At 61.9% G+C, this 25,963-nt stretch carries 28 protein-coding genes and 1 tRNA gene; 27 read left to right on the plus strand and 2 right to left on the minus strand.

The window, feature by feature from the left end; translation table 11 throughout:
* The first annotated feature begins 149 nt into the window (after nt 1-149).
* The 9 genes from NIM87_RS04400 (at nt 150) to NIM87_RS04440 (ending at nt 7,776) form a co-directional block, all read left to right on the plus strand.
* Nucleotides 150-1,040: a carbohydrate ABC transporter permease gene (locus NIM87_RS04400; protein WP_254673424.1), complete on the plus strand. Its 891-nt coding sequence runs from the start codon at nt 150-152 to the stop codon at nt 1,038-1,040.
* On the plus strand, nt 1,037-1,972 hold the full coding sequence (locus NIM87_RS04405; RefSeq protein ID WP_254673425.1) for a carbohydrate ABC transporter permease: 936 nt from the start codon (nt 1,037-1,039) through the stop codon (nt 1,970-1,972). The genes NIM87_RS04400 and NIM87_RS04405 overlap by 4 nt, the downstream gene beginning before the upstream one ends.
* Nucleotides 1,973-1,977: 5 nt before the next feature.
* Complete coding sequence (locus NIM87_RS04410) at nt 1,978-3,078, plus strand: ABC transporter ATP-binding protein (protein WP_254673426.1); 1,101 nt, start codon at nt 1,978-1,980, stop codon at nt 3,076-3,078.
* A 29-nt stretch (nt 3,079-3,107) separates the two neighbouring features.
* Nucleotides 3,108-4,346 (plus strand): ABC transporter substrate-binding protein, encoded by a 1,239-nt coding sequence (locus NIM87_RS04415; RefSeq protein ID WP_254673427.1) that lies wholly within the window; start codon nt 3,108-3,110, stop codon nt 4,344-4,346.
* An 87-nt stretch (nt 4,347-4,433) separates the two neighbouring features.
* Nucleotides 4,434-4,913 carry a VOC family protein gene (locus NIM87_RS04420; RefSeq protein WP_254673428.1) on the plus strand — a complete coding sequence of 160 codons (480 nt, stop codon included), beginning with the start codon at nt 4,434-4,436 and terminating at the stop codon, nt 4,911-4,913.
* 70 nt (nt 4,914-4,983) lie between these two features.
* Nucleotides 4,984-5,742: a sugar phosphate isomerase/epimerase family protein gene (locus NIM87_RS04425; RefSeq protein WP_254673429.1), complete on the plus strand. Its 759-nt coding sequence runs from the start codon at nt 4,984-4,986 to the stop codon at nt 5,740-5,742.
* A gap of 24 nt (nt 5,743-5,766) precedes the next feature.
* The gene (locus NIM87_RS04430) at nt 5,767-6,234 is read left to right on the plus strand and encodes a heme-degrading domain-containing protein (protein ID WP_254673430.1); all 468 of its coding nucleotides are present in this window, start codon (nt 5,767-5,769) and stop codon (nt 6,232-6,234) included.
* A gap of 23 nt (nt 6,235-6,257) precedes the next feature.
* Nucleotides 6,258-6,821, plus strand: a complete 564-nt coding sequence (locus NIM87_RS04435) for a cupin domain-containing protein (protein WP_254673431.1) — start codon at nt 6,258-6,260, stop codon at nt 6,819-6,821.
* Nucleotides 6,822-6,870: 49 nt separating this feature from the next.
* Entirely contained in the window at nt 6,871-7,776 is a 906-nt protein-coding gene (locus NIM87_RS04440; protein WP_254673432.1) for a TolB family protein, read from the plus strand.
* Nucleotides 7,777-7,944: 168 nt separating this feature from the next.
* Here the strand turns inward: NIM87_RS04440 and NIM87_RS04445 are convergent, their stop codons facing one another.
* Nucleotides 7,945-9,702, minus strand: a complete 1,758-nt coding sequence (locus tag NIM87_RS04445; RefSeq protein WP_254673433.1) for a tetratricopeptide repeat protein — start codon at nt 9,700-9,702, stop codon at nt 7,945-7,947.
* A 595-nt stretch (nt 9,703-10,297) separates the two neighbouring features.
* On the opposite strand from NIM87_RS04445, the gene NIM87_RS04450 reads away from it, so the two are divergent.
* The 3 genes from NIM87_RS04450 (at nt 10,298) to NIM87_RS04460 (ending at nt 12,864) form a co-directional block, all read left to right on the plus strand.
* Nucleotides 10,298-10,933 (plus strand): helix-turn-helix domain-containing protein, encoded by a 636-nt coding sequence (locus tag NIM87_RS04450; protein WP_254673434.1) that lies wholly within the window; start codon nt 10,298-10,300, stop codon nt 10,931-10,933.
* 287 nt (nt 10,934-11,220) lie between these two features.
* Nucleotides 11,221-12,018: a hypothetical protein gene (locus NIM87_RS04455; protein ID WP_254673435.1), complete on the plus strand. Its 798-nt coding sequence runs from the start codon at nt 11,221-11,223 to the stop codon at nt 12,016-12,018.
* A gap of 198 nt (nt 12,019-12,216) precedes the next feature.
* Entirely contained in the window at nt 12,217-12,864 is a 648-nt protein-coding gene (locus NIM87_RS04460; RefSeq protein WP_254673436.1) for a hypothetical protein, read from the plus strand.
* A 205-nt stretch (nt 12,865-13,069) separates the two neighbouring features.
* Here NIM87_RS04460 and NIM87_RS04465 read toward each other — a convergent pair.
* Nucleotides 13,070-13,159 (minus strand) — tRNA-Ser (locus NIM87_RS04465).
* A 204-nt stretch (nt 13,160-13,363) separates the two neighbouring features.
* On the opposite strand from NIM87_RS04465, the gene NIM87_RS04470 reads away from it, so the two are divergent.
* The 15 genes from NIM87_RS04470 to NIM87_RS04540 all read left to right on the plus strand — a co-directional run bounded on the left by NIM87_RS04470 (nt 13,364) and on the right by NIM87_RS04540 (nt 25,887).
* A complete protein-coding gene (locus NIM87_RS04470) occupies nt 13,364-14,137 on the plus strand; it encodes an MBL fold metallo-hydrolase (protein ID WP_254673437.1) in 774 nt (257 codons plus the stop codon).
* 235 nt (nt 14,138-14,372) lie between these two features.
* Entirely contained in the window at nt 14,373-14,912 is a 540-nt protein-coding gene (rplU, locus tag NIM87_RS04475) for a 50S ribosomal protein L21 (protein WP_254673438.1), read from the plus strand.
* A gap of 11 nt (nt 14,913-14,923) precedes the next feature.
* Nucleotides 14,924-15,190, plus strand: coding sequence for a 50S ribosomal protein L27 (rpmA, locus tag NIM87_RS04480; RefSeq protein WP_254673439.1), 267 nt, complete (start codon nt 14,924-14,926; stop codon nt 15,188-15,190).
* A gap of 118 nt (nt 15,191-15,308) precedes the next feature.
* Entirely contained in the window at nt 15,309-15,851 is a 543-nt protein-coding gene (locus NIM87_RS04485; protein WP_254673440.1) for a GNAT family N-acetyltransferase, read from the plus strand.
* Nucleotides 15,848-16,375 (plus strand): GNAT family N-acetyltransferase, encoded by a 528-nt coding sequence (locus NIM87_RS04490; protein WP_254673441.1) that lies wholly within the window; start codon nt 15,848-15,850, stop codon nt 16,373-16,375. The genes NIM87_RS04485 and NIM87_RS04490 overlap by 4 nt, the downstream gene beginning before the upstream one ends.
* On the plus strand, nt 16,366-16,887 hold the full coding sequence (locus tag NIM87_RS04495; protein ID WP_254673442.1) for a GNAT family N-acetyltransferase: 522 nt from the start codon (nt 16,366-16,368) through the stop codon (nt 16,885-16,887). The genes NIM87_RS04490 and NIM87_RS04495 overlap by 10 nt, the downstream gene beginning before the upstream one ends.
* 136 nt (nt 16,888-17,023) lie before the next feature.
* Nucleotides 17,024-17,560, plus strand: coding sequence for a GNAT family N-acetyltransferase (locus NIM87_RS04500; protein WP_254673443.1), 537 nt, complete (start codon nt 17,024-17,026; stop codon nt 17,558-17,560).
* Complete coding sequence (gene obgE / locus NIM87_RS04505) at nt 17,557-18,600, plus strand: GTPase ObgE (RefSeq protein WP_254673444.1); 1,044 nt, start codon at nt 17,557-17,559, stop codon at nt 18,598-18,600. The genes NIM87_RS04500 and obgE overlap by 4 nt, the downstream gene beginning before the upstream one ends.
* Nucleotides 18,601-18,748: 148 nt before the next feature.
* The gene (gene proB, locus NIM87_RS04510; protein WP_254673445.1) at nt 18,749-19,912 is read left to right on the plus strand and encodes a glutamate 5-kinase; all 1,164 of its coding nucleotides are present in this window, start codon (nt 18,749-18,751) and stop codon (nt 19,910-19,912) included.
* The gene (locus tag NIM87_RS04515) at nt 19,899-21,182 is read left to right on the plus strand and encodes a glutamate-5-semialdehyde dehydrogenase (RefSeq protein WP_254673446.1); all 1,284 of its coding nucleotides are present in this window, start codon (nt 19,899-19,901) and stop codon (nt 21,180-21,182) included. Before proB ends, NIM87_RS04515 begins: the two co-directional genes overlap by 14 nt.
* A gap of 64 nt (nt 21,183-21,246) precedes the next feature.
* A complete protein-coding gene (locus NIM87_RS04520; protein ID WP_254673447.1) occupies nt 21,247-21,879 on the plus strand; it encodes a nicotinate-nucleotide adenylyltransferase in 633 nt (210 codons plus the stop codon).
* 190 nt (nt 21,880-22,069) lie between these two features.
* Complete coding sequence (gene rsfS / locus NIM87_RS04525) at nt 22,070-22,462, plus strand: ribosome silencing factor (RefSeq protein ID WP_254673448.1); 393 nt, start codon at nt 22,070-22,072, stop codon at nt 22,460-22,462.
* An 18-nt stretch (nt 22,463-22,480) separates the two neighbouring features.
* On the plus strand, nt 22,481-22,963 hold the full coding sequence (rlmH, locus tag NIM87_RS04530) for a 23S rRNA (pseudouridine(1915)-N(3))-methyltransferase RlmH (RefSeq protein ID WP_254673449.1): 483 nt from the start codon (nt 22,481-22,483) through the stop codon (nt 22,961-22,963).
* A 97-nt stretch (nt 22,964-23,060) separates the two neighbouring features.
* On the plus strand, nt 23,061-24,458 hold the full coding sequence (locus NIM87_RS04535) for a murein hydrolase activator EnvC family protein (protein ID WP_254673450.1): 1,398 nt from the start codon (nt 23,061-23,063) through the stop codon (nt 24,456-24,458).
* A gap of 7 nt (nt 24,459-24,465) precedes the next feature.
* Nucleotides 24,466-25,887: a S41 family peptidase gene (locus NIM87_RS04540; protein ID WP_254673451.1), complete on the plus strand. Its 1,422-nt coding sequence runs from the start codon at nt 24,466-24,468 to the stop codon at nt 25,885-25,887.
* Nucleotides 25,888-25,963 lie beyond the last annotated feature (76 nt).

Below are 25,963 nucleotides of genomic sequence, written 5' to 3' on the forward strand. Positions count from 1 at the left end.
CCCCGGTTTTCTGGATCACCAAAAAAGGGTGTTGACGATCCGGCTGCGATGAACTTAGATTAACGCTAATACAAAGGCAAGCGGAACCAAACCGCATGGCCGGAACCGCGGGAGCGCCACCAAGCGCCAAGCGCGGTGGGGAGGAGAGAATGAAAACCATGCGATGGAGTCGCATATCGCCGCAGGCTGCCCTGATACCTGCGGTCGCCGTGACGCTGGTGGCGTTTGTCGGCTCGATCCTGTGGACGCTGTACCTCAGCTTTACACGCAGCCGCCGTTTGCCTGAATATGACATCGACTGGTCCGAATGGGGTCGCCAGTATGATCGCCTGTTCAAGGATGCCGGCTGGGAAATCTCGCTGCGCAATCTGATCATCCTGGGTCTCGGCAGCGCCCTGGCCATTGTCTTCGGCTTCATTCTCGCGGCCATGATCGACAAGGAAAAGCGCGGCGAAAGCCTGTTCCGAACGGTCTTTCTCTATCCTTTGGCGGTGTCATTGATCGTGACCGGCGCGGCCTGGCGCTGGATCCTCAATCCAACCCTGGGAGCCCAGGCGTTCTTGCGCGGTCTCGGTTGGGAGGTCGATTTCAACTGGCTCGCACAGCCCGATACGGCCATGTACGCCATCATCCTGGCCTCGGTCTGGCAGAGCGCAGGCTTTTACATGGCCCTGATGCTGGCTGGCCTTAAAGGCATCAATTCCGAAATCTGGAGTGCGGCCAAGCTCGACGGGGTGCCGCTGTGGCGGCTTTACCTCGAAATCGTCATCCCGATGATGAAATTCACTTTCATCACCTGCGCCATCCTGCTCTCGCTGGGCGTCATCAAGGCCTATGACGTCGTCGTGGCCATGACCAATGGCGGGCCGGGGCAGAGCACCTGGGTGCCGGCCTATTTCACCATCAACGCGCTCTCCGCCAAGTCGAACCTGGGTTATGCCTCGGCTGCCGCCGTGATGATGCTGATCATCACCCTGATCGTCTTCCTGCCATTGGTGGCCCTGACCGCCTGGCAGCAACGCAAGGGAGCGCCGCGATGAGCCAGATGTCCGCATCCGAGCGCGCCGCCGGCGCCACCGAAGTGCCCGTGGCGCGCGCACCCTATTTTGTTCGCAAGAAGAAGGGCATCAGCCCGCAGTCCATTGCCATCATCGTCTTTCTCTCGATGTGCGCGCTGTTCTTCTGCATCCCGCTCTACGTGGTGGTGGTGACCTCGTTCAAATCCATGGATCAGATCCGTGAGGGCGCCATCTTTGCGCTGCCGCAGATCTGGACCCTGGATGCCTGGGACCATGCATGGAACAAGGCCTGCTCGGGCATCAATTGCCATGGCCTCAAGGTCGGGTTCTGGAACTCGGTGATGATCCTGTTCCCCTCGCTGATCCTGTCCATCGCCCTCTCGATGGTGACCGGCTATGCGCTGGCGCTGTGGAATGTGCGCTGGGCCGGCGCCTTCCTGTTCCTGTTGTTCATCTGCGCCTTCGTGCCGTTCCAGATCATCATGTACCCGCTGATCGTGATGACCTCGTCCATGAAGGTCTACGGCACCATCTGGGGCGTCGCCATCGTCCATGCCGTGCTGGCAATGCCTGTGCTGACGCTGATTTTCCGCAATTATTACAAGGACATTCCGCAGGAGATCATGAGCGCTGCGGTGATGGACTCCGGCTCGTTCTGGAAGATCTTCTTCGAGATCATCCTGCCCATGAGCGGCAATATCCTGATCGTGATCCTCATCCTGCAGATCACCTCGATCTGGAACGACTACCTGATCGGGGTGACCTTTGGTGGCCTCAACGGCCAGCCCATGACCGTCAATCTCGCCAATCTGGTCACCATTTCCACTGGCACCACCAACTACGCCCACAACATGGCCGCAGCCCTGCTGACCGCCATTCCGCCGCTCGTCGTCTACTTTGTGGTGGGCAAACTTTTCGTGCAGGGCGTCACCGCCGGCGCCATCAAGGGATAAGCCAAATGCCGACAGTCAGCTTCGAACATATCGTCAAGAGCTATGGGTCGATGACCGTGCTCAACGACCTCAACCTGTCCGTGGATGATGGCGACTTCCTGGTGCTGCTCGGGCCCTCGGGTTGCGGCAAGACGACCCTGCTCAACCTTCTGGCGGGCCTGCTCGAAGTCAGCGACGGCCGTATCATGATCGGCGATCGCGACGTCACCGACCTCGACCCCAAGGACCGGGGCCTGGCCATGGTCTTCCAGTCCTATGCGCTCTATCCGACCAAGACGGTTCACGGAAACCTCAAGTTCGGACTGTCGGCCAGCAAGCTGCCGCGCGACGAGATCGAAAAGCGCATCGCCTGGGCCGCAAGGCTGTTGCAGATCGAGCCGCTGCTGAACCGCAAGCCGGGGCAGCTTTCCGGCGGACAGCGCCAGCGCGTCGCCATCGGCCGCGCCCTGGTCAAGAATGTCGGCGTCTTTCTGTTCGACGAACCGCTGTCCAATCTCGACGCCAAACTGCGCACCGAAATGCGGCTCGAGATCAAGAAGCTCCATGACGAGCTGAAATCCACCATCGTCTATGTGACCCACGATCAGATCGAGGCCATGACCATGGCCACCCGGATCGCAGTGATGGATGGCGGGGTGATCCAGCAGTTCGGAACGCCCGACGAGATCTACGAACGCCCTGCCAATCTGTTTGTGGCCGGCTTCATTGGTTCTCCTGCAATGAACCTGCGCGAAGCAACCCTGAACGTTTCAAACGACAGGATCACCGCCCAACTGGCATCGGGCGTTGTCCTTGATCTTGAAGGTTACGACTTCGCTGAAACGCCGAGAAACGGCACAAAGGTCATCGTCGGTCTGCGGCCCGAACATTTCGGCGCTCCCGACGTGCGCGAGGCCAAGGCCGCCGCAACCTTCACCTTGCCGGTGCAATACACCGAGCGCACCGGCTCGGATGCCACCGTCTATCTCAAGCTCGACAATCAATTGCTTGCCCTGCGGGTCGCACCCGACGCTGCAAGCCGGCTCAAGCCCGGCACCAGTGTTTCGGTCGATTTCCTGAGCGGCAAAGCCAATCTCTTCGACGCCCAGACCGGGCGGCGGATGTGAACGAACCATCGTAAGGGAGGAAACAAGCGATGCTGAAGAAAACTCTGGCTGGACTGGCTGTAGCGTTGTTGCTCAGCTCCACGGCCTATGCCGAGGAAATCGTGGTCTATCACTCCTGGTCCTCGGGCCCGGAAGTGGCGGCACTCAATGTCATCAAGAAGGGCATTGAGGCCAAGGGCCATACCTGGACCGACATTGCCATTCCCCATGACACCGGCTCCAATGTGAACCTGATGAACCTGGTCACCGGCGGCAGCCCGCCGAATGTGTTCATGGAATCCAATCCGGGCGTGTTCCGCGACCTGGCCGGCCTCGGCTTCGGCCGCCCCGTCACCGAGTTCTTCGAGGAACAGGGCATCACCGAGCACCTGCCGCTCGCAGTTGCCAAGTCGATCACCGTCGATGGCGAGATCGTCAAGATCCCGACGGCGCTGCACATCGACGGCATGGCCTATTACAATATGGAAGTCGCCAAGGCAGCCGGCGTTGACCCGGCATCCTGGACCTCGCTTGATGCCATGTTTGCCGATTTCCAGAAGGTCAGTGACGCCGGTTATGTGCCATTGGCAATCGGCGGCCAGCAGTGGCAGGTCGGCTATCTGTTCCACGCCCTGGCCGCTGCCACCGGTGGCGTTGATTTCTACAACGGCGTCTATGGCGCGGAGCCGGACCCTGCCGTTCTCGACAGCGCCGAAATGCGCACCCTGCTCGAAACCCTGCGCAAGTTCCAGGAAGCGGCGGACGAAGGTTCGGCCAACCGCGAATGGAATGTGACCACGAATATGGTGATCACGGGCAAGGCGCTCATGCAGATCCATGGTGACTGGATGAAGGGCGAATGGACTGCCGCAGGCAAGTCCGCGGGCACCGATTTCGGTTGCATCCAGATCCCCGGCGCCAAGGCCGTCGTGGCCACCGTCGATAGCTGGGGCCTGCTGGGCGGTCAGTCGCCCGAAATGGACCAGGCCGAGCTCGACTTTGCCTCGGTGGTCGTTGATCCCGAAGTTCAGGCCGAATTTGCCTTGGCCAAGGGTTCGACCCCGGTGCGCCTCGATGCCCCGGAATCGGCGCTCGATGCCTGCTCTGCCGAAGTGCTCCACATCCTGGCCGACCCTGCACACCAGGTTCAGAACCCGCACTCGATGAGCGATGCCGATTGGCAGAATTCCATCTGGGATGTCGTGTTCAACTTCTGGAGCGACCCGTCCATGTCGGTCGATGACGCCATCGCCCAGCTTCAGGACAATTACGAAACCATCCTCGGCTGATCGCCGAAAATCTCTCTCCCAGCGGAGGGCGGCCCGGTGCTTGCATCGGGTCGCCCGCCTCCCAACCCAGCAAAATGGACGACCAGAATGGACAAGCGCCTGCTTGATGAAGACGAAGTTATGCAGATCTGCTTCGTCACCGACGATGTAGTGAAATCGGCACAATGGTTCTCCGACCTCACCGGCAAGCCGATGCCCAGTGAAGGCCGCGCTGCGGAGCCCGCGGAAGCCAAAGCCATTTATCACGGCAAGCCCGCCGATGTTGGCTGCCGGATCATGATGTTCAAATTCGGCAATATCGACGTCGAGTTTTTGGAGCCCGGCCCGGAAAAGAGCGCCTGGCGCGACCTGCTCGAGGAGAAGGGCCCGGGATGCCACCATATCGCCTTCCGCACCCGCAACCTCACCAAGCGCGATGCCTATCTTGCTTCCAAGGGGCATCCCTTGCTGCAGCGCGGTGAGTTCGATGGCAGCCATGGTCGCTACGCCTATTACGACACCGTCAAGGACCTCGGCGTGATGGTCGAACTACTCGAGTTCGACAATGACAAGGAAGCCCAGCCCTGAGGCTGGTGCCGCACACCTCGTCCCGACGCCGGTCGGGACGACCAGCTTGCAAACGACATAACAGGCTCCCATGACCTACCCCATTGCCTATCAGCTCTATTCATCGCGCAACTTTCCGCCCCTGGCCGCCCAGCTGCCGGTGCTCAAGGCCATGGGCTATGACGCGATCGAGCCCTGGTTGCCTGCCTATGAGGCCGACCCGGCCCTGTTCCGTCGCCAACTCGATGATGCGGGCCTCAAGTGCCTTGGTTTCCACATGCCGCTGGCAGGTCTCGCGGGAGAACCGCAACGCTATATCGAGATCGCCCAGACGCTTGGGGCGACCTATCTTATCCCGCCCTATGTGACCGCCGAAGAACGCGAACCCACCATCGCCTATTGGCGGGCACTGGGAGAAAAGCTGGCCCGCGGAGCCGAAGCCGCCGCGCCGCACGGCCTTCAAGTCGCCTGGCACAATCACGACTTCGAATTCATCGCTCTGGACGATGGCAGCCGCCCCATCGACCATATTTTTGCCGCCGGTGGGCCCGCGGTAAAATTCGAAATCGACTGCGGCTGGATCGTTCGCGCAGGCGCCGATCCGGCGGCCGAACTGGACCGTTTCGCCGACCGGATCGTCGCCATTCAGACCAAGGACACGGCGCCAATCGGCACAAGACAGGACGATGGCTGGACCGCCACGGGCGATGGCATCATCGACTGGCAGGCGCTGGTGCCCCTGTTCCGCAAGACCGCCGCTGATCACATTGTCACCGAGCACGACAATCCGAGCGACTGGCAGGCTTTTGCCAGCCGGTCCATCAATCATCTCAAGGCGCTGGGCCTCTAGTCCGCGCCGCCAAGGAATGTCCCGATGACGATGACGCCCACCATGGCCGAGCTTGAGGCACAGCAGGCGCGGCTGCATCTGCCGCGTTTCGACTATGCCGCGGCCTGGGTGCTCGGCGCCCACATGCAGGCCGAAGCCGCCGCGCGAAAACTGCCCGTCGCCATCGAAGTCACCCATGGCGAAACGCCGGTCTTCTTCGCTTTGATGCCCGGCGCCACGCCAGATAACCCCGATTGGGTTCGGCGCAAGCGCGCCGTGGCCCTGCGCTTCCACCAAAGCTCGCTCTACATGCGATTGCAATGCGAGCAGCATGGCTGGGATTTTGCCAGGCGGTTTCGCCTGCCCGAGGCCGATTACGCGGCCAGCGGCGGTGGCGTGCCCATAATTGTGGACGGCGTCGGATTGGTTGGCGCTGCGGCGGTGAGCGGCCTCCCTGACGTCGAGGACCACAATCTGGTTGTATCGGCCTTGGAAAAACTGCTGGTCCTGTGAGCCGGCACAGAGGAGGAACGACAATGTCCAGCAATGCACCCGAACTGTTCTGGTCCAAACCCAATGGCATGCTGCCCAACAGCCGCTATCCCCTGCTGGTGCATCGCAATGGCATCACAGGCGGCGGCGAAATGGCTGTATTGGAACGCTTCAGGGCCAATGGCTGGCTCAACAACTGGCGCTATCCTGGCGTCTACACCTATCCCCACTTCCACTCCACCACCCATGAATGCCTGGGCGTTGCCACCGGCTGGATAGATGTGGCGCTGTTCGGCAAGGGCGGCATCACCCTTCGCGTCTCTGCCGGCGACGTCATCGTCATGCCCGCCGGCGTGTCGCACAGCATGGTCGGACACTCGGACGATATCATGATGGTGGGCGGCTACCCCGATGGCCGTGACTGGGACAACATGCAGGAGGATCACATCACCGAAGAAGGTCGCCGGGCCGCGGCCAAGCGGATCATGATGTTGCCCATCCCGACGCGCGATCCGGTCACCGGCAGCGCGATGCAAGACTGGATCGAGGCGCCTTCGTCAGTGGATGCAGACCTCAATGATTTCCGGGACGGTCTCGACCCGATTTGACCAGGCAGCCGTGCGGCATGCTGGGCCTCAAGTTCTACAAGGACACGCTATGAGCTTTAAATTCCCGCGACGCGGGCGCAGCCTGGCCAGCGGCCAGATATCACACCTGACGATCATCGATCTTGATGGCAGGCAAGAGGTTATCTTCACAGCCAACGAGGTGATTGAAGCCCCGAACTGGACGCCCGATGGCCAATGGCTGGTGTTCAATGCCGGGGGGAAACTCTATCGCCTGCCCAGCCTGGGCGGCGCGCCCGAGCAGATCGACACCGGGCATCTGGATGATCTCAACAACGACCACGTTGTGTCGCCGGATGGCTCGACGGTCTATGTAAGTTCGGATGATGGGCATCTGTACGCGGTTCCCATTTCCGGGGGCGCACCACGCCGTGTCTCGAACAATCATGTTACGCCGCACCATTACTACCTGCACGGCATCTCGCCCGACGGAGCGACCCTGTCCTATGTTGCGGTCGAGGCGCCCGAAGGCGCTAGAATGGTCAATGTGTTCACCATCCCCGCATCCGGCGGGCCCGATACCCGCCTGACGAACCTGACCATGCCGAACGACGGGCCTGAATATTCGCCGGATGGCCGGTGGCTCTATTTCAACTCGGAGCTGTCCGCATCCTACCCCGGCCATGCCCAGATTTTCCGGATGAAGGCTGCTGATGGCAGCGGTGTGGAACAATTGACGTTCGACGAGCGGGTCAACTGGTTCCCGCACCTTTCCACCGATGGCCAGCACTTGGTCTACCTGAGCTACCCCTCCGGCACCATCGGACACCCGGCCGACAAGCACGTGGAATTGCGCCTGATCTCGCCCGAGGGCGGCAAATATCGTACGCTGGCACAGTTCTTCGGTGGGCAGGGGACCATCAACGTCAACTCGTGGGCGCCCGACAGCCGGCGTCTCGCCTTTGTGTCCTATCCCATTGCAACCGCGCCCCAATAGCCTGCGCCGCAATGAGTTGATGATCGCGTGGCGTCTGCTGGCGGACGTGAATGGCTTGAAGCCCAGGAATTTGGGGGCGTCCTCAATCTGGCCGGATTAACTATCGCAGCCGCAATCGCTGAAATCTGCTTGCCCGAAGCGCGGCGACCAATTGCTGACTTAGGGATGCTACGGATCGGATTGCACCAGCTGGGTCCGTGCGGATGGCCCGCAAGTATCTGGGGGCAGATCTGGCACAACCTTGTTCAGGTCCTCCACAATCCGGTTGTAATACGAATTGTGAATATTGGACGCCCGTAGGTCGCCGCAGACAAATTCGCTGTAGCCGGGCTTGAGCCGGATGACGCCGGCCCAAGCCAGACGAGCTTCCTGCAGGTTGCCGGAACGGGCATCGATGACTGTCTTCATGAGCCAGTAGCGATAGTCATCCGGCAACTTCTGTTCGTCGATATATTGCACGGCCCTTTCCAGGTCATCGGCCACGTAGCGCTCCAGAGCCAGCATCGTGTAGCCCAGGGGGCCAAGCGATGGTATTTGGTTCAAACCGGCCTCGATCAATGGCAGGCCACGCTCGGGTAGGCCCTGGGACACAAATGCTTTGCCGATCATCACCTTGAGGCGCGCGTCGCCGCTATAGCGCAGCAACATCCTGTCCGCCAAATTTTGCAGCGCAGTGCCCTGCCCCGCGTCGTAGGCTGCAGCCAGGCGCGCCAGATGCGGAAAGAAGGTTTCTGGCGACAGCGCGCTGGCCCTGTCCGCAGCCACCTGTTGCTGCACCCGGTATGCGGATGCATCTTCGCCCTGTGAGGCGGCGAACCGCCCCTGCCGGTGATAAGCCAGGCTAAGCAACGCCCAGGCCTGTCCGTTTTGCGGATGATGGTCGACGACCCGTTTCAGGCAATCGGCAACACCTCCAAGCAACATCAGGTCGTCCGTGAATGCATTGCGTTGCGCGCGCGCAATGCAAACGCTGTCATCGCCGAGATCCGTCGGTTGTGAGCGATCAAGAATCACCGGAACGGCCCCTTCAAGCCCCAACAATTCTGCGGAGATGGATTGCACGATCGCCGCAGCGCCATCGCCCGTTTCAAAGCCAATGTTGCGATCCGACGCCCACATCACCTGATTGGAGTGCATGTCCGTCAGATACCAGCGCAGCGCAGCCCGTCCGTCCTCTATGCGGACATAGGTCGCCAGCGAGAAGACGTGCTTTTCCGTCCACCCACTCCCCGACATCTGATCTGCTGATCTTTGTGAATTCGGTGATCGAAGAGCGTCGATGATGCTGACGCCGTCATAGCGGGTCACCTGCGCAATGATTTGATCGCCCAGAACTCGGGCGAAGTCACGATCCGTGCTCCCCCCCGTCTCGACAGGCTGCACGATGATCCATACGCGCCCGATATCGCCATCGCTGTCCGCAACCGAAAGACGGGACCAGAAAATCAAGACCGCAATAGCAAGAACTGCGACCGCCAGGAAAGCGACCGCGAGCCGCCCTCGGGCCGGAGATGGCGTGGCTGATGGGGGTGACGCCGGTCGTTGGGTACTGAGGTGGTCGGGTCGATCGCGCTCCGGCCGAAAATCGAACTCGGGAAAATAATGTCCCTTCGGCAGGCGGATGATGACCCGATGCTCGTCCTGTGACTCGTTGTAGTACTTTGCCAGCGCGCTCCGGAGGCGATTGGCTGTAATCCTGACGATAGGGTCCTGCGTGGGATCGAAATCCGTGTCCTTACCGAGCGCTTCGACGCCCACGGAATAGGATTTGATCCTCTCCGCGCGCCCCGCCAGCGCCTCTTCAACAACATAACGCAGAAACCGCTTTATTTGCTCGGCCTCCGCAAAATACTCCGAGGCGCAAATACGGCTCAACGCCTCGCGAATGTCGCCAACGCTGTCTGCCTCTAGATCGGAATGGGTCACTCGTCGCCCTTATCCTAAGCCGATTCCCATCGTGAAGACGTCTTCCCTCTTTCCGGAGAGGACGGTTCGGAAAAAATCGTTTGCTAATAGACACATAGAACACGACTCCAAAATCTAACTGTCGTTTCTTTGGTTCTGCAAATTATCATTAAACACAAATAGAATTGGTCAGACAAAAATATAAACAGAGATCATGTCTGGGCAAACAGTCCAGTACTACGGATATTTACCAAGATTTTGACCCCGCACCCTTCGAAAGCAACACGCAAATAACTGTCAGGGCCCTGGCGTTTCGTCGAGTGCGTTACCGTTACACCACCGCAAAACTAGCCAGACATTTCAATGGATTCGGCCCATCGGCTCCGTCTGACTTGCGCCCTATGTGGATCAACATCTGGATCTGTCCGTGCATCTTGCGTGCGTATCGACAGCTCCACCGCATCGTCCATGAAACCTGGGCTTACCTGCGTTCATAACCGGCTATAACGTTTGCGGAACGCTGACTTCCCGTCACCTTGAAGTGTGCGCAGCACCTGGCCTTGCCTTGGCTGTTCTGTGCCAACCTCGGTTTCATGACGACAAGGAGGCGTTGCCCGTGGCTGAAAACCTGTCCGTATTTGGATCCTATGGCCCGCAAGCAGAAGGACGTGTCTTCGGTCGCCGCAATGCCGATACTGCGCCATCACCGACCGTCCGGACCTCGACCTTTGGCAAGCGCAGAAGTCGCCCGGGTGAGCGACTATCGATGCAACGTGTCCGCCTCATCCAGCTTCGGGCGCAGCTGATCGAGGTCTTCCAAGATCCCGCATTTCCCGAGGAAACGCCCGATATTGTGCTGGTTGAAGCCGGCGAAACGCCCCGGCTACTCATCGGTCGCAGCGCTCTGGTGGCCGTGGATGAACAAACCGGACAACTCGTTTTCATTGAAACCGCCGGTCCCGCGGACACAACAGTGATCACGGCCGACGACGACCGGCTGATCGACCACATTCTCGGGCATTTCACCGGCCACGACCGCAGCGATACGCCGCATCGCACCAGCAGAGCTGCCCGCACCCTGGTCGGACAAACCCTCCACGAGATCGAACGTCACGTCATCCTGCAGACGCTACGCCACTGCGGCGGAAACAGGACCCGAACGGCCAGAATGCTTGGTGTCTCGCTTCGCACGGTCAGAAACAAGCTCAGGACTTATTGGTTCGAGAGTGAAACACACGATGCCAATGGCTGATGACGTTGCCGCCTCTTGGGCCCCTTAGGTAAGTTACGCCACCCCCTCGCCGCGCCGTTCCTGTTCAGCCTCCATCCGTTCGAGATGGAGACAAGAAATGGTTGGAGAGGGCGCATTTTGCAGGCGCTCCAGGCCTGAAACTCCCCCAGATGATACCGTTAGTTACTGGTGGTGCCCAGGCATGGGGTCCTAGCGTTGCTGTGTGGCGCAGGGAAAACAGCTGGTTTGGGGCTGTCTTCAACAAATGTGCTTCCGCGTAATTTTTAAGTTTCAACTGGAGGCCAGAAATGAAACCGTCTCACACAATATTTGCAGGTGCATTGGTTACAACTTTTCTGCTGACGTCAGCCGCTTCTGGGCAGTCTTTACTGGGTCTTGTCGGAGGGAGTGACAGCGGGGCGTTGATTACACTTGGGTCTGGAGAAGCAGGCGGCAGTGGACTCGTCAATGTGGGCCTGGGCGGAGGCGGCGGCAACGTGCTGGATGCCAATATCGGCGGCGGTTCGGGTGGAGAACTGATTGGCGCCAATGTCAGTACTGGCGGCGACAACGGTCTTCTCGACGTCAATGCAAATGTCGGCGATGACCTCGTCATGGCGGACATCGGCATCGGGGGATCCAGCGGTCCAGTTGTTATCGACATCGGTATCGGGGGGCCGACCGGCCCTGGTGGTCCGGGCACACCCGGCGGCCCGACTGGCCCTGGCCGCCCCGGTGTGCCGGGCACCAATGGAGCCATCGGAAGCGCGGCGGGTTCAGGTGGTTCGGGCGCAAACGTGCTTCGTTGCGTTGGCGCAGACCCCTCCACGGTCCTTGCCCTCTTTAGCCGGACACCGGTGACCAGCCGGGAAGTGTCCAACTGGTATGGTGCCGGCGACGTGCAGATCTTCCCGGTCAAGCTTTGCGACGCTGAGCGGCGCCAGCTGGCTGCAACTCTGGCCGGCCAACCCAAGTTGGGCGTTCTGCAAAGCTCACTGATGTCGGCGCCCGCAATTTCCTCCGCACTCAGCAGGTCGGGCTATACCGCGCGAGACGCATTTGCTGTTGTTAGCAGCTTCAATCGCGTGACCGTCTACGTCTACTGACCCGCCCCGAGTCAGTAATCGGCCTCGCGCCGTCCCTGGCGCGAGGTCGACCCAGTCGACCTCCACCACAGTCTCCGCAAACATCCCGGAAAGCGAAGAAATGTTCCTGCAAGCTGTCCTTTGGCACCTGGAATGCAACGGTGGCCCGTGCATGTCCCGACAGATGATGGCCCCTCGGTTCGCGCGCCGGGGCCGGCCATGAACGGAACCGGCAAAATCACCGTTCTCGTCGTTGTTCTGGGCGCGCTTGTCCTGTCGGTAACGGCGATGATGGCATGGCTCTACAGCGAAACCCGCACCTCGCGCGACAAGTCGGTCTCGGAGATGGCTCAGCTCAAATTGAGTATCGAGCTCTATGGCCGGCAGTACACAGCGTCAGCCACTTCGCTGGCCGAATTGAATGCGACCCTTAGAGGGCTCGAAACGCGCCTCGCAGGTCTTGAGGAAAGTCTCGCCGAGATGTCGACCGCGACCAGGGAAATTCCGGGCGTCGACCAGGATGCACCACCCGATTCAGACGAGTTGGACGTTGAGGTGTCAATTGAGCAGGCGACACTCCCCGAACCGGCATCGACCCCACAGCCGAGGGCCACAACTGGCAGCGCCGATTGCGTTTCGAGGAATAGCAATTTCCTCGTCGCGGCTGGCGACATTTTTCTGGTCTGCGGTACGAACAGCTGGATCGCCGTTTCAGATGTCGGCGCACAACGAATCTCCTTCGCCGATGGACGGTCAGCCTATGTGGGCCGCTCTGTCCCACTCGATGGCACAAACTGTAGGGTGATGGTCCGCTCGGCCAATGCCGCCTGGCTCGCGGGATTTGGCGAGCTTCAAATCAACTGCTGAGAATTCGGATGTCCGAACTGCCAAGGCGATCAATCAGGTCGGCCGGCACCGATGTGCGGAACAGGAAGACCGGACCTCGCCGGTGCACCAAGGATGATGTGGATCTAAGCAAGCAACAAACACTCCCGTCGGATGCAACGGGATGCTGTGACAAAATCCGCCCCTTGGCTCGGACTCTACTCTAGCAAATTCAATGATTTAGGAATGGCGGAGAGAGAGGGATTCGAACCCCCGATAGAGTTGCCCCTATGCCGCATTTCGAGTGCGGTGCATTCAACCGCTCTGCCATCTCTCCGCGAGATCGAAACGCCCGGAACGGACGCTGCTGGTCGATACGGGGCGGCTTATGGCATAGCCTCATCCGGCCTGCAACTCCCCTTTTGCATGCATTGCCGCTCAATTCTGCCCCGCTCGGGCGCTCACAATTGCGTGCTGCCCCATCGGGGCCGCGTTTGAGGCGTTAAGCTGCCCTTCTGATTGCAAGAAGGGAGACTTGACCATGGTTACCCGTCGTACGCTCGTTGCCGGCATGGCCGGCTTGCCCTTCCTCGGCCTTGCCACCAATCTTGCGGCCCGTTCCGCCCATGCCCAGGAGATGCCCATGGCCGACACGCTCGCCACCAGTGCCGGCGATCTCGTCATTCATCCGGTCGATCACGCCAGCCTGGTGCTCGAATGGGGTGGCAAGGCCATCTACATCGATCCGGTCGGCGGCGCCGGGCGGTATGCAGCACTGCCCGCCCCCTCGGCCATTCTCATCACCCATGGTCATGGCGACCATTTCGATGTGCCCACGCTTGAGGCCATTGCCGGGGACGCAGCGCTGGTCACCAATGCCGATGTGCTGGGCAAGCTGCCCGCGGGGCTCAAGGCCAATGCGACATCGCTTGCCAACGGCGACACCGGCACGATCCTCGACCTGCCCATTCGCGCCATCGCTGCCCACAACACCACCGAGGATCGCCTGCGCTATCACCCGGTGGGGGTGGGCAATGGCTATGTCCTGGGCTTTGGCGACAGCCAGGTCTATATCGCCGGCGATACCGAACCGACCGAGGACATGCTGGGCCTGACTGACATTGCCGTCGCCTTCCTGCCCATGAACCTGCCCTATACCATGACCCCGGCCCAGGCGGTCGAGGCGATCAACACCTTCAAGCCGCGGATCGTCTATCCCTATCACTATGGCGACAGCGATCTTGGCCCGCTCCAAACCGATGTGGACGGCGCCGTGGACGTGCGCCTGCGCAACTGGTACCCCAAGGGCGGCTAGAGCGGAGGCCGGCGTCCAAGTGGCTTGACTCTTGGGCCCTTTGCCCCGATAAGCCCACCAATCTGCGCACTGGTCCGTCCGGTGCGCTGGTTTTGTTTGAAAACGCTGCTCGAGGCTGCCGGTCGAAGACGATCTCGACCCCATCTATCGCAAAGCCCGTGGATTGGCATGAAATCCGCGGCGCCGCAGAGCGCGACAGAAAAAGGGACCGCGTGAAAACCACGCGGCGTAAACTATGACTTTCGCCGTTATCAAGACGGGCGGGAAGCAGTACAAAGTTGCTGCCAACGACGTCATCAAGATTGAAAAGCTCGAGGCCGAGGCCGGTGACATCGTCACCTTCGACCAGGTTCTCATGGTTGGCGACACCATCGGCGCTCCGCTGGTGGAAGGCGCTCTGGTTGCTGCGGAACTGGTCGAGACCAAGAAGCAGAAGACCGTCATCATCTTCAAGAAGCGCCGCCGCCACAATTCGCGTCGTCGCAATGGTCACCGCCAGCTGCTGACCACGGTGCGCATCACCGAGATCCTGACCGGCGGCGCCAAGCCGACGATCAAGGCTGCTGCCAAGGCCGAAAAGACCGAAGCCGTTGCCGAAAAGGCCCCTGCCAAGAAGGCTGCTGTCCCCAAGGCCGAGGCCACCGAAGCGCCGGCCAAGAAGGCTCCGGCCAAGAAGGCTGAGACCAAGGCCGCTGCCAAGACTGAAGACACCGCCGCTGAAAAGCCGGCGAAGAAGGCCCCGGCCAAGAAGGCCGACAAGGCCGACAAGGAATAAGGAGCTAGACCATGGCACATAAGAAAGCAGGCGGTTCATCCCGCAACGGTCGTGATACCGCTGGCCGTCGTCTCGGCGTCAAGAAGTTTGGCGGCGAAGCTGTGATCGCCGGCAACATCATCATCCGCCAGCGCGGCACCAAGTGGGCGACCGGCACCGGCGTCGGCCTGGGCAAGGATCACACCATTTTTGCGCTGATCGACGGCACCGTCGCGTACCGCACCCGCGCGAACAACAAAGTACACGTGTCTGTCCTCCCGGCAGAGGCCGCCGAATAACCCGGCAGGCCTGACAAACCCGCCGGAGACCTGTTCCCCGGCTTGGCGTTTGGCAAACACAGCAAATGCAGAGGGGAACCGGTCAGCCGGTTCCCCTTTTCGTTTCTGGAGCATTGCCATGACCATCGTCGCGACCACTCTCAAGCACCGCCTGCCCACCACCATCCGCACGCAGCGCCTGGTTCTGGTCACCCCGACGCTTGCCCATGCTCCTGCCATCGCCCGCCTCGCCAACAATGCCAATGTGCATAAATGGATGGCGCGGCTGCCCTTTCCCTATGCGCTGAGCGACGCCGAGTTTTTCGTCAACGAGATCGTGCCCAGCAACGAAGAGTTCTGCCTCTCCATCCTGCACGATGACGACTATATCGGCGTCGTGGGCCTGCACCTGCATCCCGAAAACTTGCCCGAGCTCGGCTATTGGCTGGGCGAGTCGCATTGGGGACAGGGCTATGCCACCGAGGCGGCGGAGGCTCTGGTGGCCGCGGCCCGAGCGGCAGGCGCCACCGCGCTTCGCTCGCGAGCCCGCAAGGACAATGCCGGCTCGCGCCATGTGCTCAATAAGCTCGGCTTTATCGAGATCGGCGAAGAGACCGAGACCAACGGCAATCTGGCGGGCCAGACCATGATCCTCATGCGGTTGGAGCTCGACCAGAGATGACCGAGCTTCACACCTCTCGCCTGGTTCTGCGTCCGGCCCGGCCCGATGACGCGCCCTGCTTTGCCCTTGGAGTCAGCGATTTCGCCGTCGCCCGCTGGCTGACGCCGCTGCCCTTTCCCTTCACACTGGCCATGGCCAGCGACTGGCTGCGCGGAGCGCCCGCCGGTACGAGCGAAAAGGCCATGTTCATCATCGAGCTGCCCGGGCGCGGGCTGATCGGCGGCATCGCGCTGGCCGAGGAGCTGGGCTTTTGGGTTGCCCGTCCGCATTGGGGCAAGGGCTTTGCCACCGAGGCGGCCCGCGCTGTTATCGACTGGCACTTTGCCAGCGGCACCGGGAGCCACATTTCGGCCAGCGCGCAGCACGACAATAGCATTTCCCTGCGTGTCAAATCGCGGCTGGGCTTTGAACAGGTGGGGCAGGAGATGCGTTTTTCCCACGCCTTGCAGCACAATGTGCAACATATTCTGACCCGGCTGACGCGGGAGCGCTGGATGCAACAGGAAGGGCGAGCATGCGCCTGAGGACCGATCTCCCCGAAACCATCGAGACCGAACGCCTGGTGCTGCGCGGGCCGCGCGTCGCCGACCTTGATGACCTGGTGGCCCAGGCCAACAACTGGAAGGTGCTCGAACCCACTGCCAGCCTGCCTTTTCCTTACGAGGCCGGGCATGGCCGCGCCTTTCTCGAAAAACAGCAGCGGTCGGTCCAGCACCCCTATGTCATTGCCGAAAAAACCTCTGACCGGCTGATGGGCATTGCCGGGCTTTATCTTCACCCCGACAGCCCCATTGAGTTGGGCTATTGGCTGGGGGAAGACTATTGGGGGAAAGGCTATGCGCCCGAAGCCGTTTCCGGCCTGCTCGCGGTCTGCGCCACCATCGGGCTTTCGCCGGTTCGCGCCCGTGTGCTGGCCGCCAATAAAGGGTCCATTCGGGTCTTGGAGAAAACCGGCTTTAGCGTGATCGAACAAACCGTGAGCGTTGTGGAACGGCACAAGGGAAAGCCGCTGCTGGTTTTGGAGTGGCAGGGATGACGCATCGCCCCCACCCGAGCTGCGCTACCCTCCCCACAATGGGAAAGGAGGCGATGAACACTGGTGCCTCGGCCCTGCGCCTCTCTCCCAGGGTGGGGTGGCGGCAGGCCGGGAAAAGTCAGGTGGAGCGTTGCCCATGACCCCGACCCTGATGACCGAGCGCTTGATCCTGCGCCCACCCCAATTGGGTGATGCCCAGCCCATCGCCGACTTCCTCAATGACATGGACGTGGCCGGGAACCTGGCCCGCGTGCCGTTTCCCTATCACCTGTCCGACGCCAATGCCTGGCTGCGCACCCAGAAGGCTGATCAACTGCCCCAGCAGGCCAATTTCTCCATCGAGCTTGCCGGCGCGGGTTATGTTGGCCATATCGGCTATCAGCCCATAGGCGAAAACGCTGTCATCGGCTATTGGCTGGGCAAGCCCCATTGGGGGCGCGGGATCATGACCGAGGCAGCGGCGGCGGCCATAAACTGGTTTTTTTCGACGACCGATGCACCGGCCATCTATTCGGGTGTGTTTTACTTCAATGCCGCCTCGCTGGCCATTCAGCGGCGGCTGGGATTTACCGAGACTGGTCGTTCCACCCTGCTCTGCCTTGCGCGCGGCGTCGAGCTGGAGCATATCGACACAAAATTGACGCGTAGCGTCTGGAAGGCACGACAGGCATGAAATTTCTCGACCAGGCCAAGGTCTATATCAAGTCCGGTTCCGGCGGCGCCGGCGCCGTCAGCTTCCTGCGCGAAAAATTCGTCGAATTCGGCGGCCCCGATGGCGGCAATGGCGGGCGCGGTGGCGACGTCATCGCCGAATGCGCCGACGGCCTCAATACGCTGATCGACTTCCGCTACCAGCAGCATTTCCGCGCCGAGGTTGGCGTCCATGGCATGGGCAAGAACCGCACCGGCGCCGATGGCCAGGACGTTGTGCTGCGCGTGCCGGTGGGCACCCAGATCTTTGAGGAAGACCAGGAAACCCTGATCGCCGACTTCACCCATGTCGGCCAGCGCGTCGTGCTCTTGAAGGGCGGCAATGGCGGCTTTGGCAATGCCTATTTCAAGACCAGCTCGAACCAGGCGCCCCGCCGCGCCAATCCGGGCCAGGAAGGCACCGAAAAGGGCATCTGGCTGCGTTTGAAGCTGATTGCCGATGCGGGCCTGGTCGGCCAGCCCAATGCCGGCAAATCGACGTTCCTGGCGGCCGTCTCGGCGGCCAAGCCCAAGATCGCCGACTATCCTTTCACCACGCTCCACCCCAATCTGGGCGTGGTCCGCATTGGTGAGCGTGAATTCGTGCTGGCCGATATTCCCGGCCTTATCGAAGGCGCCAGCGAAGGCGTGGGTATCGGTGACCGGTTCCTGGGCCATATCGAGCGCTGCGGTGTTCTCATCCACCTCATCGACGGCACCAATGAGGATGTCGCCCATACCTATGAGGCGGTGCGTTACGAACTGGCCGCCTATGCCGACGTCCTGGCGGACAAGCCCGAAATCGTGGTGCTCAACAAGGTCGATGCCCTGACCCCGGACGAGCTCAAGGCCAAGGTCAAGGCGCTCAAGAAGGTCTCCAAGGCCGACGTCCGCCAGGTCTCGGGCGTCACCGGCCAGGGCGTCGATCAGATCCTTTATGACGTGCTCGCCATTCTGGACGCCGAAAAGGCCGCCATTGCCGAAGCCGAGCGCAAGAAGACGGAAGAGAAATGGACGCCTTGATCGGTCGGGCCTTCCCCCTCACCCGTCTCGCCCCTCGGGCGATCCACCCTCTCCCCGACGGGGAGAGGAATAAGGGCGTGCGCCGGTCCATTCTTCTCCCCATCGGGGAGAAGGTGGCGCGCAGCGCCGGATAAGGGGGAGGCCGCAATTGACCACCAATCCCCTCGCCCCCTATCGCCGGATCACCATCAAGATCGGCTCCGCCCTGCTGGTGGACGGCGCCGGAAAGCTGCGCGCCAGCTGGCTTGCCGAACTGGCCCAGGATATTGCCACGCTCAAGGCCAGGGGCTGCGAGATTGTGATCGTCTCCTCCGGCGCCATTGCGCTGGGGCGTGGCCTATTGGGCCTGTCGGCGCTTGCCCTGACGCTCGAGCAATCCCAGGCCGCTGCCAGCGCCGGGCAGATCGCGCTGTCACAGGCTTGGGCCGAGGCATTGGGGCGCCATGATATTGTCACCGGGCAGATCCTCATCACCCCCAATATCACCGAGGAGCGGCGCTACTTCCTCAATGCCCGCACCACCATCCAGACCCTTTTGAGCCTCGGCGCCATTCCCATCATCAACGAGAATGACAGCGTCGCCACTGCCGAAATCCGCTATGGCGACAATGACCGCCTCTCGGCCCGCGTCGCGACCATGATCGAAGCGGACTTGCTGGTGCTGCTCTCCGATGTCGACGGTCTCTACACGGCGCCTCCCGCCAAGGACCCCAACGCCACCCACCTGCCGGTGGTCGAGGCGATTACGCCTGCCATCGAGGCCATGGCCGGTGGCGCGGCCAGCCATCTGTCGCGCGGCGGCATGACCACCAAGGTCGAGGCCGGCAAGATCGCCACCCTGGCCGGCACCGCCATGATCATCGCCAAGGGCACTGAAGCACATCCCCTTCGCGCCCTGACCCAAGGCGGCCGCCACACCCTCTTTCGCGCCGCAACCACCCGCGCCCAATCGCGCAAGCGCTGGATCATGGGGACGCTGGCAGTGGCCGGAACCATTCGCGTCGATGCCGGTGCCGCCCGTGCCCTCACTCTGGGCAAATCCCTGTTGCCCATAGGCGTCACCCAGATCACCGGGGCGTTCGAGCGCGGTGATACCGTGGCCATCCTCAATCCCGACGGGCGCGAAATCGCTCGAGGCCTCGCCAGTTTCGACAGCGCCGACGCGCTGCTGGTTTTGGGCAAGCATAGCGATGCGGTCATTGAATTGCTCGGATCGGGCAATCGCGGCGCCATGGTCCATCGCGACAATCTGGTGCTGACCGGCGCCCACACCGAGCAGGAGCATCTGGAGACCCACCATGAGCCAGGTTGAAGCCGTCAGCACCGACATCACCGCGATCATGGCCGACATCGGTCGCAATGCCCGCGTTGGCGCCAAGGCGCTGGCCATTGCCACGCCCGAACAAAAGCGCACGGCCCTTCTGACTGCCGCCGGCGCAATCAATGCGCACCGCAAGCAGATCCTTGCCGCCAACGCCAAGGACATGGCAGCGGCTGAAGAAAAGGGCATCTCCAAGGCTTTTCTCGACCGGTTGCTGCTCACCGACGCCCGCATCGACGGGATCATCGAGGCTGTAAGAACCATTGCCGAACTGCCCGATCCCGTCGGCACCGTGATTGCCGAATGGGACCGGCCCAATGGCCTCCATATCGAACGCGTCCGCACCCCGCTCGGCGTCATCGGCGTGATCTTTGAATCGCGCCCCAATGTCACCGCCGACGCCGGTGCGCTCTGCATCAAGTCGGGCAATGCCGTCATCCTGCGCGGCGGCAGCGACAGCTTTCATTCGAGCCGCGCCATCGTTGATTGCCTGCTCGATGGGCTGCACCTGGCCGGCCTGCCGGTGGAATGCGTGCAATTGGTGCCCACCACCGATCGCGCCGCCGTGGGCGAAATGCTCAAGGGCCTCGATGGCAATATCGACGTCATCGTTCCCCGTGGCGGCAAGACGCTGGTGGCCCGCGTGCAGTCCGAGGCGCGGGTGCCGGTCTTTGCCCACCTTGAGGGCCTCGTGCACGTCTATATCGACAAGAGCGCCGACCTCGAAAAAGCGGTCAGCGTTACCCTCAACGCCAAGATGCGCCGCACCGGCATTTGCGGGGCCGCCGAGACCCTGCTGGTGCACAAGGATGTCGTGGACACCCACTTGCGGCCCATCATCGATGCGCTGGTGGCAAAAGGCTGCGAAATTCGCGGCGATAAGTCGTTCATGTCGATAATCCCGGAGGCCATCCAGGCCACCGAGGAGGATTGGAAGACCGAATATGAGGACGCGATCATCTCGGTGAAGATCGTCGACAGCCTCGAAGCGGCCATCGCCCATATCGAGCATTATTCGAGCCATCACACCGAGGCGATCATCGCCGAAGATGCTGATGCCGTTGAGAAATTCTTCAACCAGATCGACAGCGCCATCCTCATGCACAATGCCTCGACCCAGTTCGCCGACGGCGGCGAATTCGGCTTCGGCGGCGAAATCGGCATCGCCACGGGCAAGATGCACGCTCGCGGCCCGGTAGGCGTCGAACAGCTCACCAGCTTCAAATACCGCGTCCGCGGCAACGGCCAGACACGGCCTTGAAGGCTTCACTGGGCCAATCCCACCGGCTCTTGCGCCGGCCTTTCCCCCAGTGGGAGAGGCAAGGATGACCCTGCGCCCACCACGCCGCATACCCGGCATCACCGAAATGCCACCCTCGGCGCCCGGCATGCGTATTGGCCTCTTCGGGGGCAGCTTCAACCCCATGCACGAAGGCCACCTCCTCGTCATGGAGGAGACCCTGCGGCGCCTGGACCTGCATGCCCTTTGGGTGCTGGTAACCCCGGGCAATCCACTCAAGGACAATTCCACCCTGCCCTCGCTCGCCAGCCGGGTCACAGCCGCGCGCCGATTGATCACCGATCCGCGCATTCGCGTCACTGGCTTGGAGGCCGCCAAGGGCTTTGCCTTTAGCTGGCAGACCGTGGATTTCCTGACGTCAGCCATGCCGGACCGACGCTTTGTCTGGATCATGGGTGCCGATAGCCTCGCCGATTTCCATCGTTGGCAGCGCTGGCGTGATATGGCCGCCAAGATACCCATCGCCGTCTATGTACGCCCCGGCGCCGCCCGGCGGGCTCTGGCCTCTCGCGCCGCCGCCGTGCTCGACCATGCCCAGCTCGATGAGACCGATGCCGCGCTGCTCGCCGGCTCTGCGGCCCCGGCCTGGATTTACCTTCAAGGGCGCCAATCGGCCCTCTCATCGACCGCCATCAGGGCGTCACGGAACAGAAATTAAGGTTCTGGCAAGCCCCGCGCTTGCGAAATCCCTGCCAAAAGCGCATATTCAGCACCAACAGTGATCATTGTCACCGGAACAGGAACAGACGGCTTGCCGTTTACACGACGCCGCTACATTCCGATCAACAACCTAGGATGCTGAACTCTCGCATGACCCATGCCCGCGCATGGGCGGAAGGCCGTTTCTGATGGCCGCGCTGCCCGATAACTCCCCCTCCGCTTCGTCCGCCCCAGTGGCCGGCACGCAAAAGCCCCTGATCGACCTCATTCTCGATACGCTCGATGACGCCAAGGCCGAAGAAACGGTCGCGGTGGACATCACCGGCAAGTCGTCTCTGGCCGACCACATGATCGTCACCTCCGGTCGCTCGCAGCGCCATGTCGGCGCCGTGGCCGACCAGGTGATCACCGCCCTGCGCGAAAACGGCTATGGCAAGCCGCGCGTCGAAGGCCTGCCCCATTGTGATTGGGTGCTGGTCGATGCTGGCGATGTGATCCTGCATGTCTTCCGCCCGGAAGTGCGCGAGTTCTACAATATCGAAAAGATGTGGCAGGCCGATTTCGCTGCTGACCAGCACTGACCCTTCGGTTAGGTCACGATGCGCATATCGATTGCGGCCATTGGCCGAATGAAGAACGGGCCAGAGCGCGAGCTTGTGGCCCGTTACCTTGAGCGGGCGAGCGCCAGCGGCAAGCCCTTAGCGCTCACCGGCTTCGATGTCACCGAGATAAATGAATCGCGTGCCGGTTCGGCCGCGGCCCGCAAGGTCGATGAAGCAAAGGCCCTGCGCGCCGCCCTGCCCGAGGGCGTTATCGTCATGCTCGATGAGCGGGGCAAGGGGCTCAATTCCGAAATCTTCGCGACACAGATCGCGCGCTGGCGCGACGATGGCCGCCCGGGTGTGGGCTTCGTCATTGGCGGCGCCGATGGCATTGACCCCGATTTCGTCCGCGCCGCTGACCTTGTGGTGAGCTTTTCACCCATGGTCTGGCCGCATCAACTGGTCCGCATCATGCTGGCCGAACAGCTCTATCGCACCACCACCATTCTCTCCGGCCACCCCTATCACCGTGGCGATTGAGCTCATCATGGTTAAGCAATGTTAACCGGCGGTTTGCCACGGGCTTGCTAGAGTGCCCGAATTGATTCGAGGTCCTTGCCTTTTTCGAGGAGACGCCATGCCCCTGCGGCCGGCAAGCATTGTCAAAGCCCTGCTGGCGGGAAGTCTCTTGACGGGCCTTGCCGCCTGGCCGCTGCTGGCACAAACCGAGACCGCGGCCCCGCCGGCACAGGATGTGGAATTGCGCCCGGCCCTGCCCATTGCCCCCCTCGATGCCACCGAACCTGAGACATCCACGCCGACGGTCGTCGAGGACGTTGCCGCCGAACCCGCCAATGCCAATGTCATCGATCTCGAAGAGGTTGAGGCTTCGCTTGGCATGAGCCGGGAGCGCATTGACGCACTCAAGGCCGAAATCGCGGCCATGGAAGGCGATCGCACCCAGCAGAACGCGGCCCTGATCGCCGCCGCCCAGCGCGTCAAGCTGGCCGAAATCGAAGTTGCCGATGTCGAAGAACGCATTTCCGACCTGATCGTGCGCGAGTTGGAGGTGCGCGGCCGCCTCGATGGCGCCGATACCGAGATTGCCAATGTGCTGGCGGCGCTCGAGCGCATTTCGCTCAACCCGCCACCGGCCCTGATCGTTGACCCCGATGATGCGCTGGGCTCAGCCCGCGGCGCCATGCTGATTGCCGCTATCCTGCCCCAGCTGCGGGACCGGGCCGATGCCGTCGCCAGTGACCTCAAGGCCCTGACCGACATCAAGATCGCGGCCCTGGCCGAAGAGCAGACCCTCAAGGCCAATTATGACGTGCTCGAGGAAGAGCAGCTGCGCATCGCAACCCTGATTGCGGCGCGCAAGCAGGGCATTACCCAGATGAGCGCCGCGCTTGAGGCAGAAGAGGCCGAAGCCGTGGCCCTGGCCGAACGGGCCACCTCGCTACGGGAACTGATCGATGCGCTCACCGAACGCGTTGCCAACGGCGCCAACACGGCCCCCACCGATCCCGCTCTGCCTCAGCTGTCGCCCGAGGCCATAGAACTGGCGTTTGCCGATGCGGCCCGCACGCAGCCCGCCGTGCCATTCGCCCTCAGTCGTGGCTATCTGGCTCTGCCGGCCAATGGGGTAACCGTGGTCGATTTTGGCGCCAATGACGGCAGGGGCGGCATAGCCCAGGGCCAGTCGGTGATGACCCGGGCGGAAGCCCAGGTGGTCGCCCCCGCCGATGGCTGGGTGCTTTATAAGGGCCCCTACCTCAATTATGGCCAGATCGTCATTCTCAATACCGGCAGTGGCTATACCGCCCTGCTCGCCGGCCTTGAGGCGATAACCGCCGATATCGGCCAGTTCGTACAGATGGGCGAACCGCTCGGAACCATGGGATCACGCACAAGTGGACGAACCGTGACCACGAGCGCTGGAAACGATCAGCCGACCCTCTATATTGAGCTGAGACAAGACAACGAGCCTTTCGACCCGGCCGGGTGGTGGGCCAGTAACGAACAGACGGGATAACAAACCCATGCGCCTGACCACCCTTCGCCTTGCTGCCATCTGTGCGGCAGTGCTGGTGCCCGCCACCGTACTGATCGCCCAGGATCAGGCGCCAACCACTCAGGCGCCGGCAGACCCGGCACCGGCGCCTGTCGAGGAGCAGCTTGAGCCCAATCCGAGTGGCGAAAGCCCCGAGCCGACAGCCGCTGAGCGCGCTGCCGCCGCCCGCGATCCCCTCGAAATCTATGCCGACCTTAATCTGTTTGGCGAAATCTTCGACCGCATTCGGGCCGAATATGTCGACCCGCCCGATGAGCAGGAGCTGATCCGCGCCGCCATCCAGGGCATGCTGACCTCGCTTGATCCGCATTCCGGCTACCTGCCGCCCGCCGACTATGACGATATGCGTGAAGATACGTCGGGCCAGTTCGGTGGCCTGGGCGTCGAGATCATGATGGAAGACGAGCTGATCCGCGTCGTCTCGCCTATCGACGACACACCGGCCGCGCGCGCCGGCATCATGGCCAATGACCTCATCTATGAGATCGACGGGCTGGCGGTGCAGGGCATGACCCAGGACGAGGCGGTCGAAAAGATGCGCGGCCGCGTCGGCACCGAGGTGACCATCACCGTGCTGCGCGAAGGCGTGACCGACCCCATCGAATTCAAGCTCACCCGCGGCATCATCTCCATGCGCGCCGTACGCTGGTCGATGGAAGATGACATTGCCGTGCTGCGCCTGTCGCGCTTTTCCGAACAGGCCTTTGTCGGCATCGAACGTGCTGTGGAATCCATCTACGCCGAACGCGACGGTCTTGCGCCCAAGGGCATCATCCTCGATTTGCGCAACAACCCCGGTGGCCTGGTCGATCAGTCGGTTTACGTCGCCGACGCCTTCCTCAATCGGGGCGCCGTGGTGCTGACCCGCGGCCGCAGCGAAAGCGAAAGCGCTCGCTATGACGCCGTACCCGATCCACTCGACGCCAAGCTGGCCGATGTGCCCATGGTGGTGCTGATCAATGGCGGCTCAGCCTCGGCCTCTGAGATCGTCGCCGGTGCACTGCAGGACCACAAGCGCGCCACGCTGGTGGGTACGCGCTCCTTCGGCAAGGGCTCGGTGCAGTCGATCATTTCGCTTGGACCCGATGGCGCCATGCGGCTGACCACGGCCCGCTACTACACCCCTGACAACCGCTCCATCCAGGCTCTGGGCATCAACCCGGATATCGAAATCCGCCAGGTCGTGCCCGAGGAGCTTCAGGGCCGAGACGAGATCATCGGTGAAGCCGGGCTTGAGGGTCACATCACCATCGAGGGCCAGGAAGAATCCACCGTGGGTTCTTCGGTCTATGTGCCCGCAGAAAAGGCGGATGACACCCAGCTGCAATATGCCCTTCGCCTGATCCGGGGCGAGGAGACCGATCCGGCCTATCCGCCCAAGGCGGAATAGACTGGGGACCATGATAGACTGGGCATGCGGCGCGCGTGATTCGCGCCGCATGCCACACCTGCCCAGCCGGGAATGA

Source organism: Devosia ureilytica (genome assembly GCF_024273195.1).
In the GTDB taxonomy this organism is placed as follows: domain Bacteria; phylum Pseudomonadota; class Alphaproteobacteria; order Rhizobiales; family Devosiaceae; genus Devosia; species Devosia ureilytica.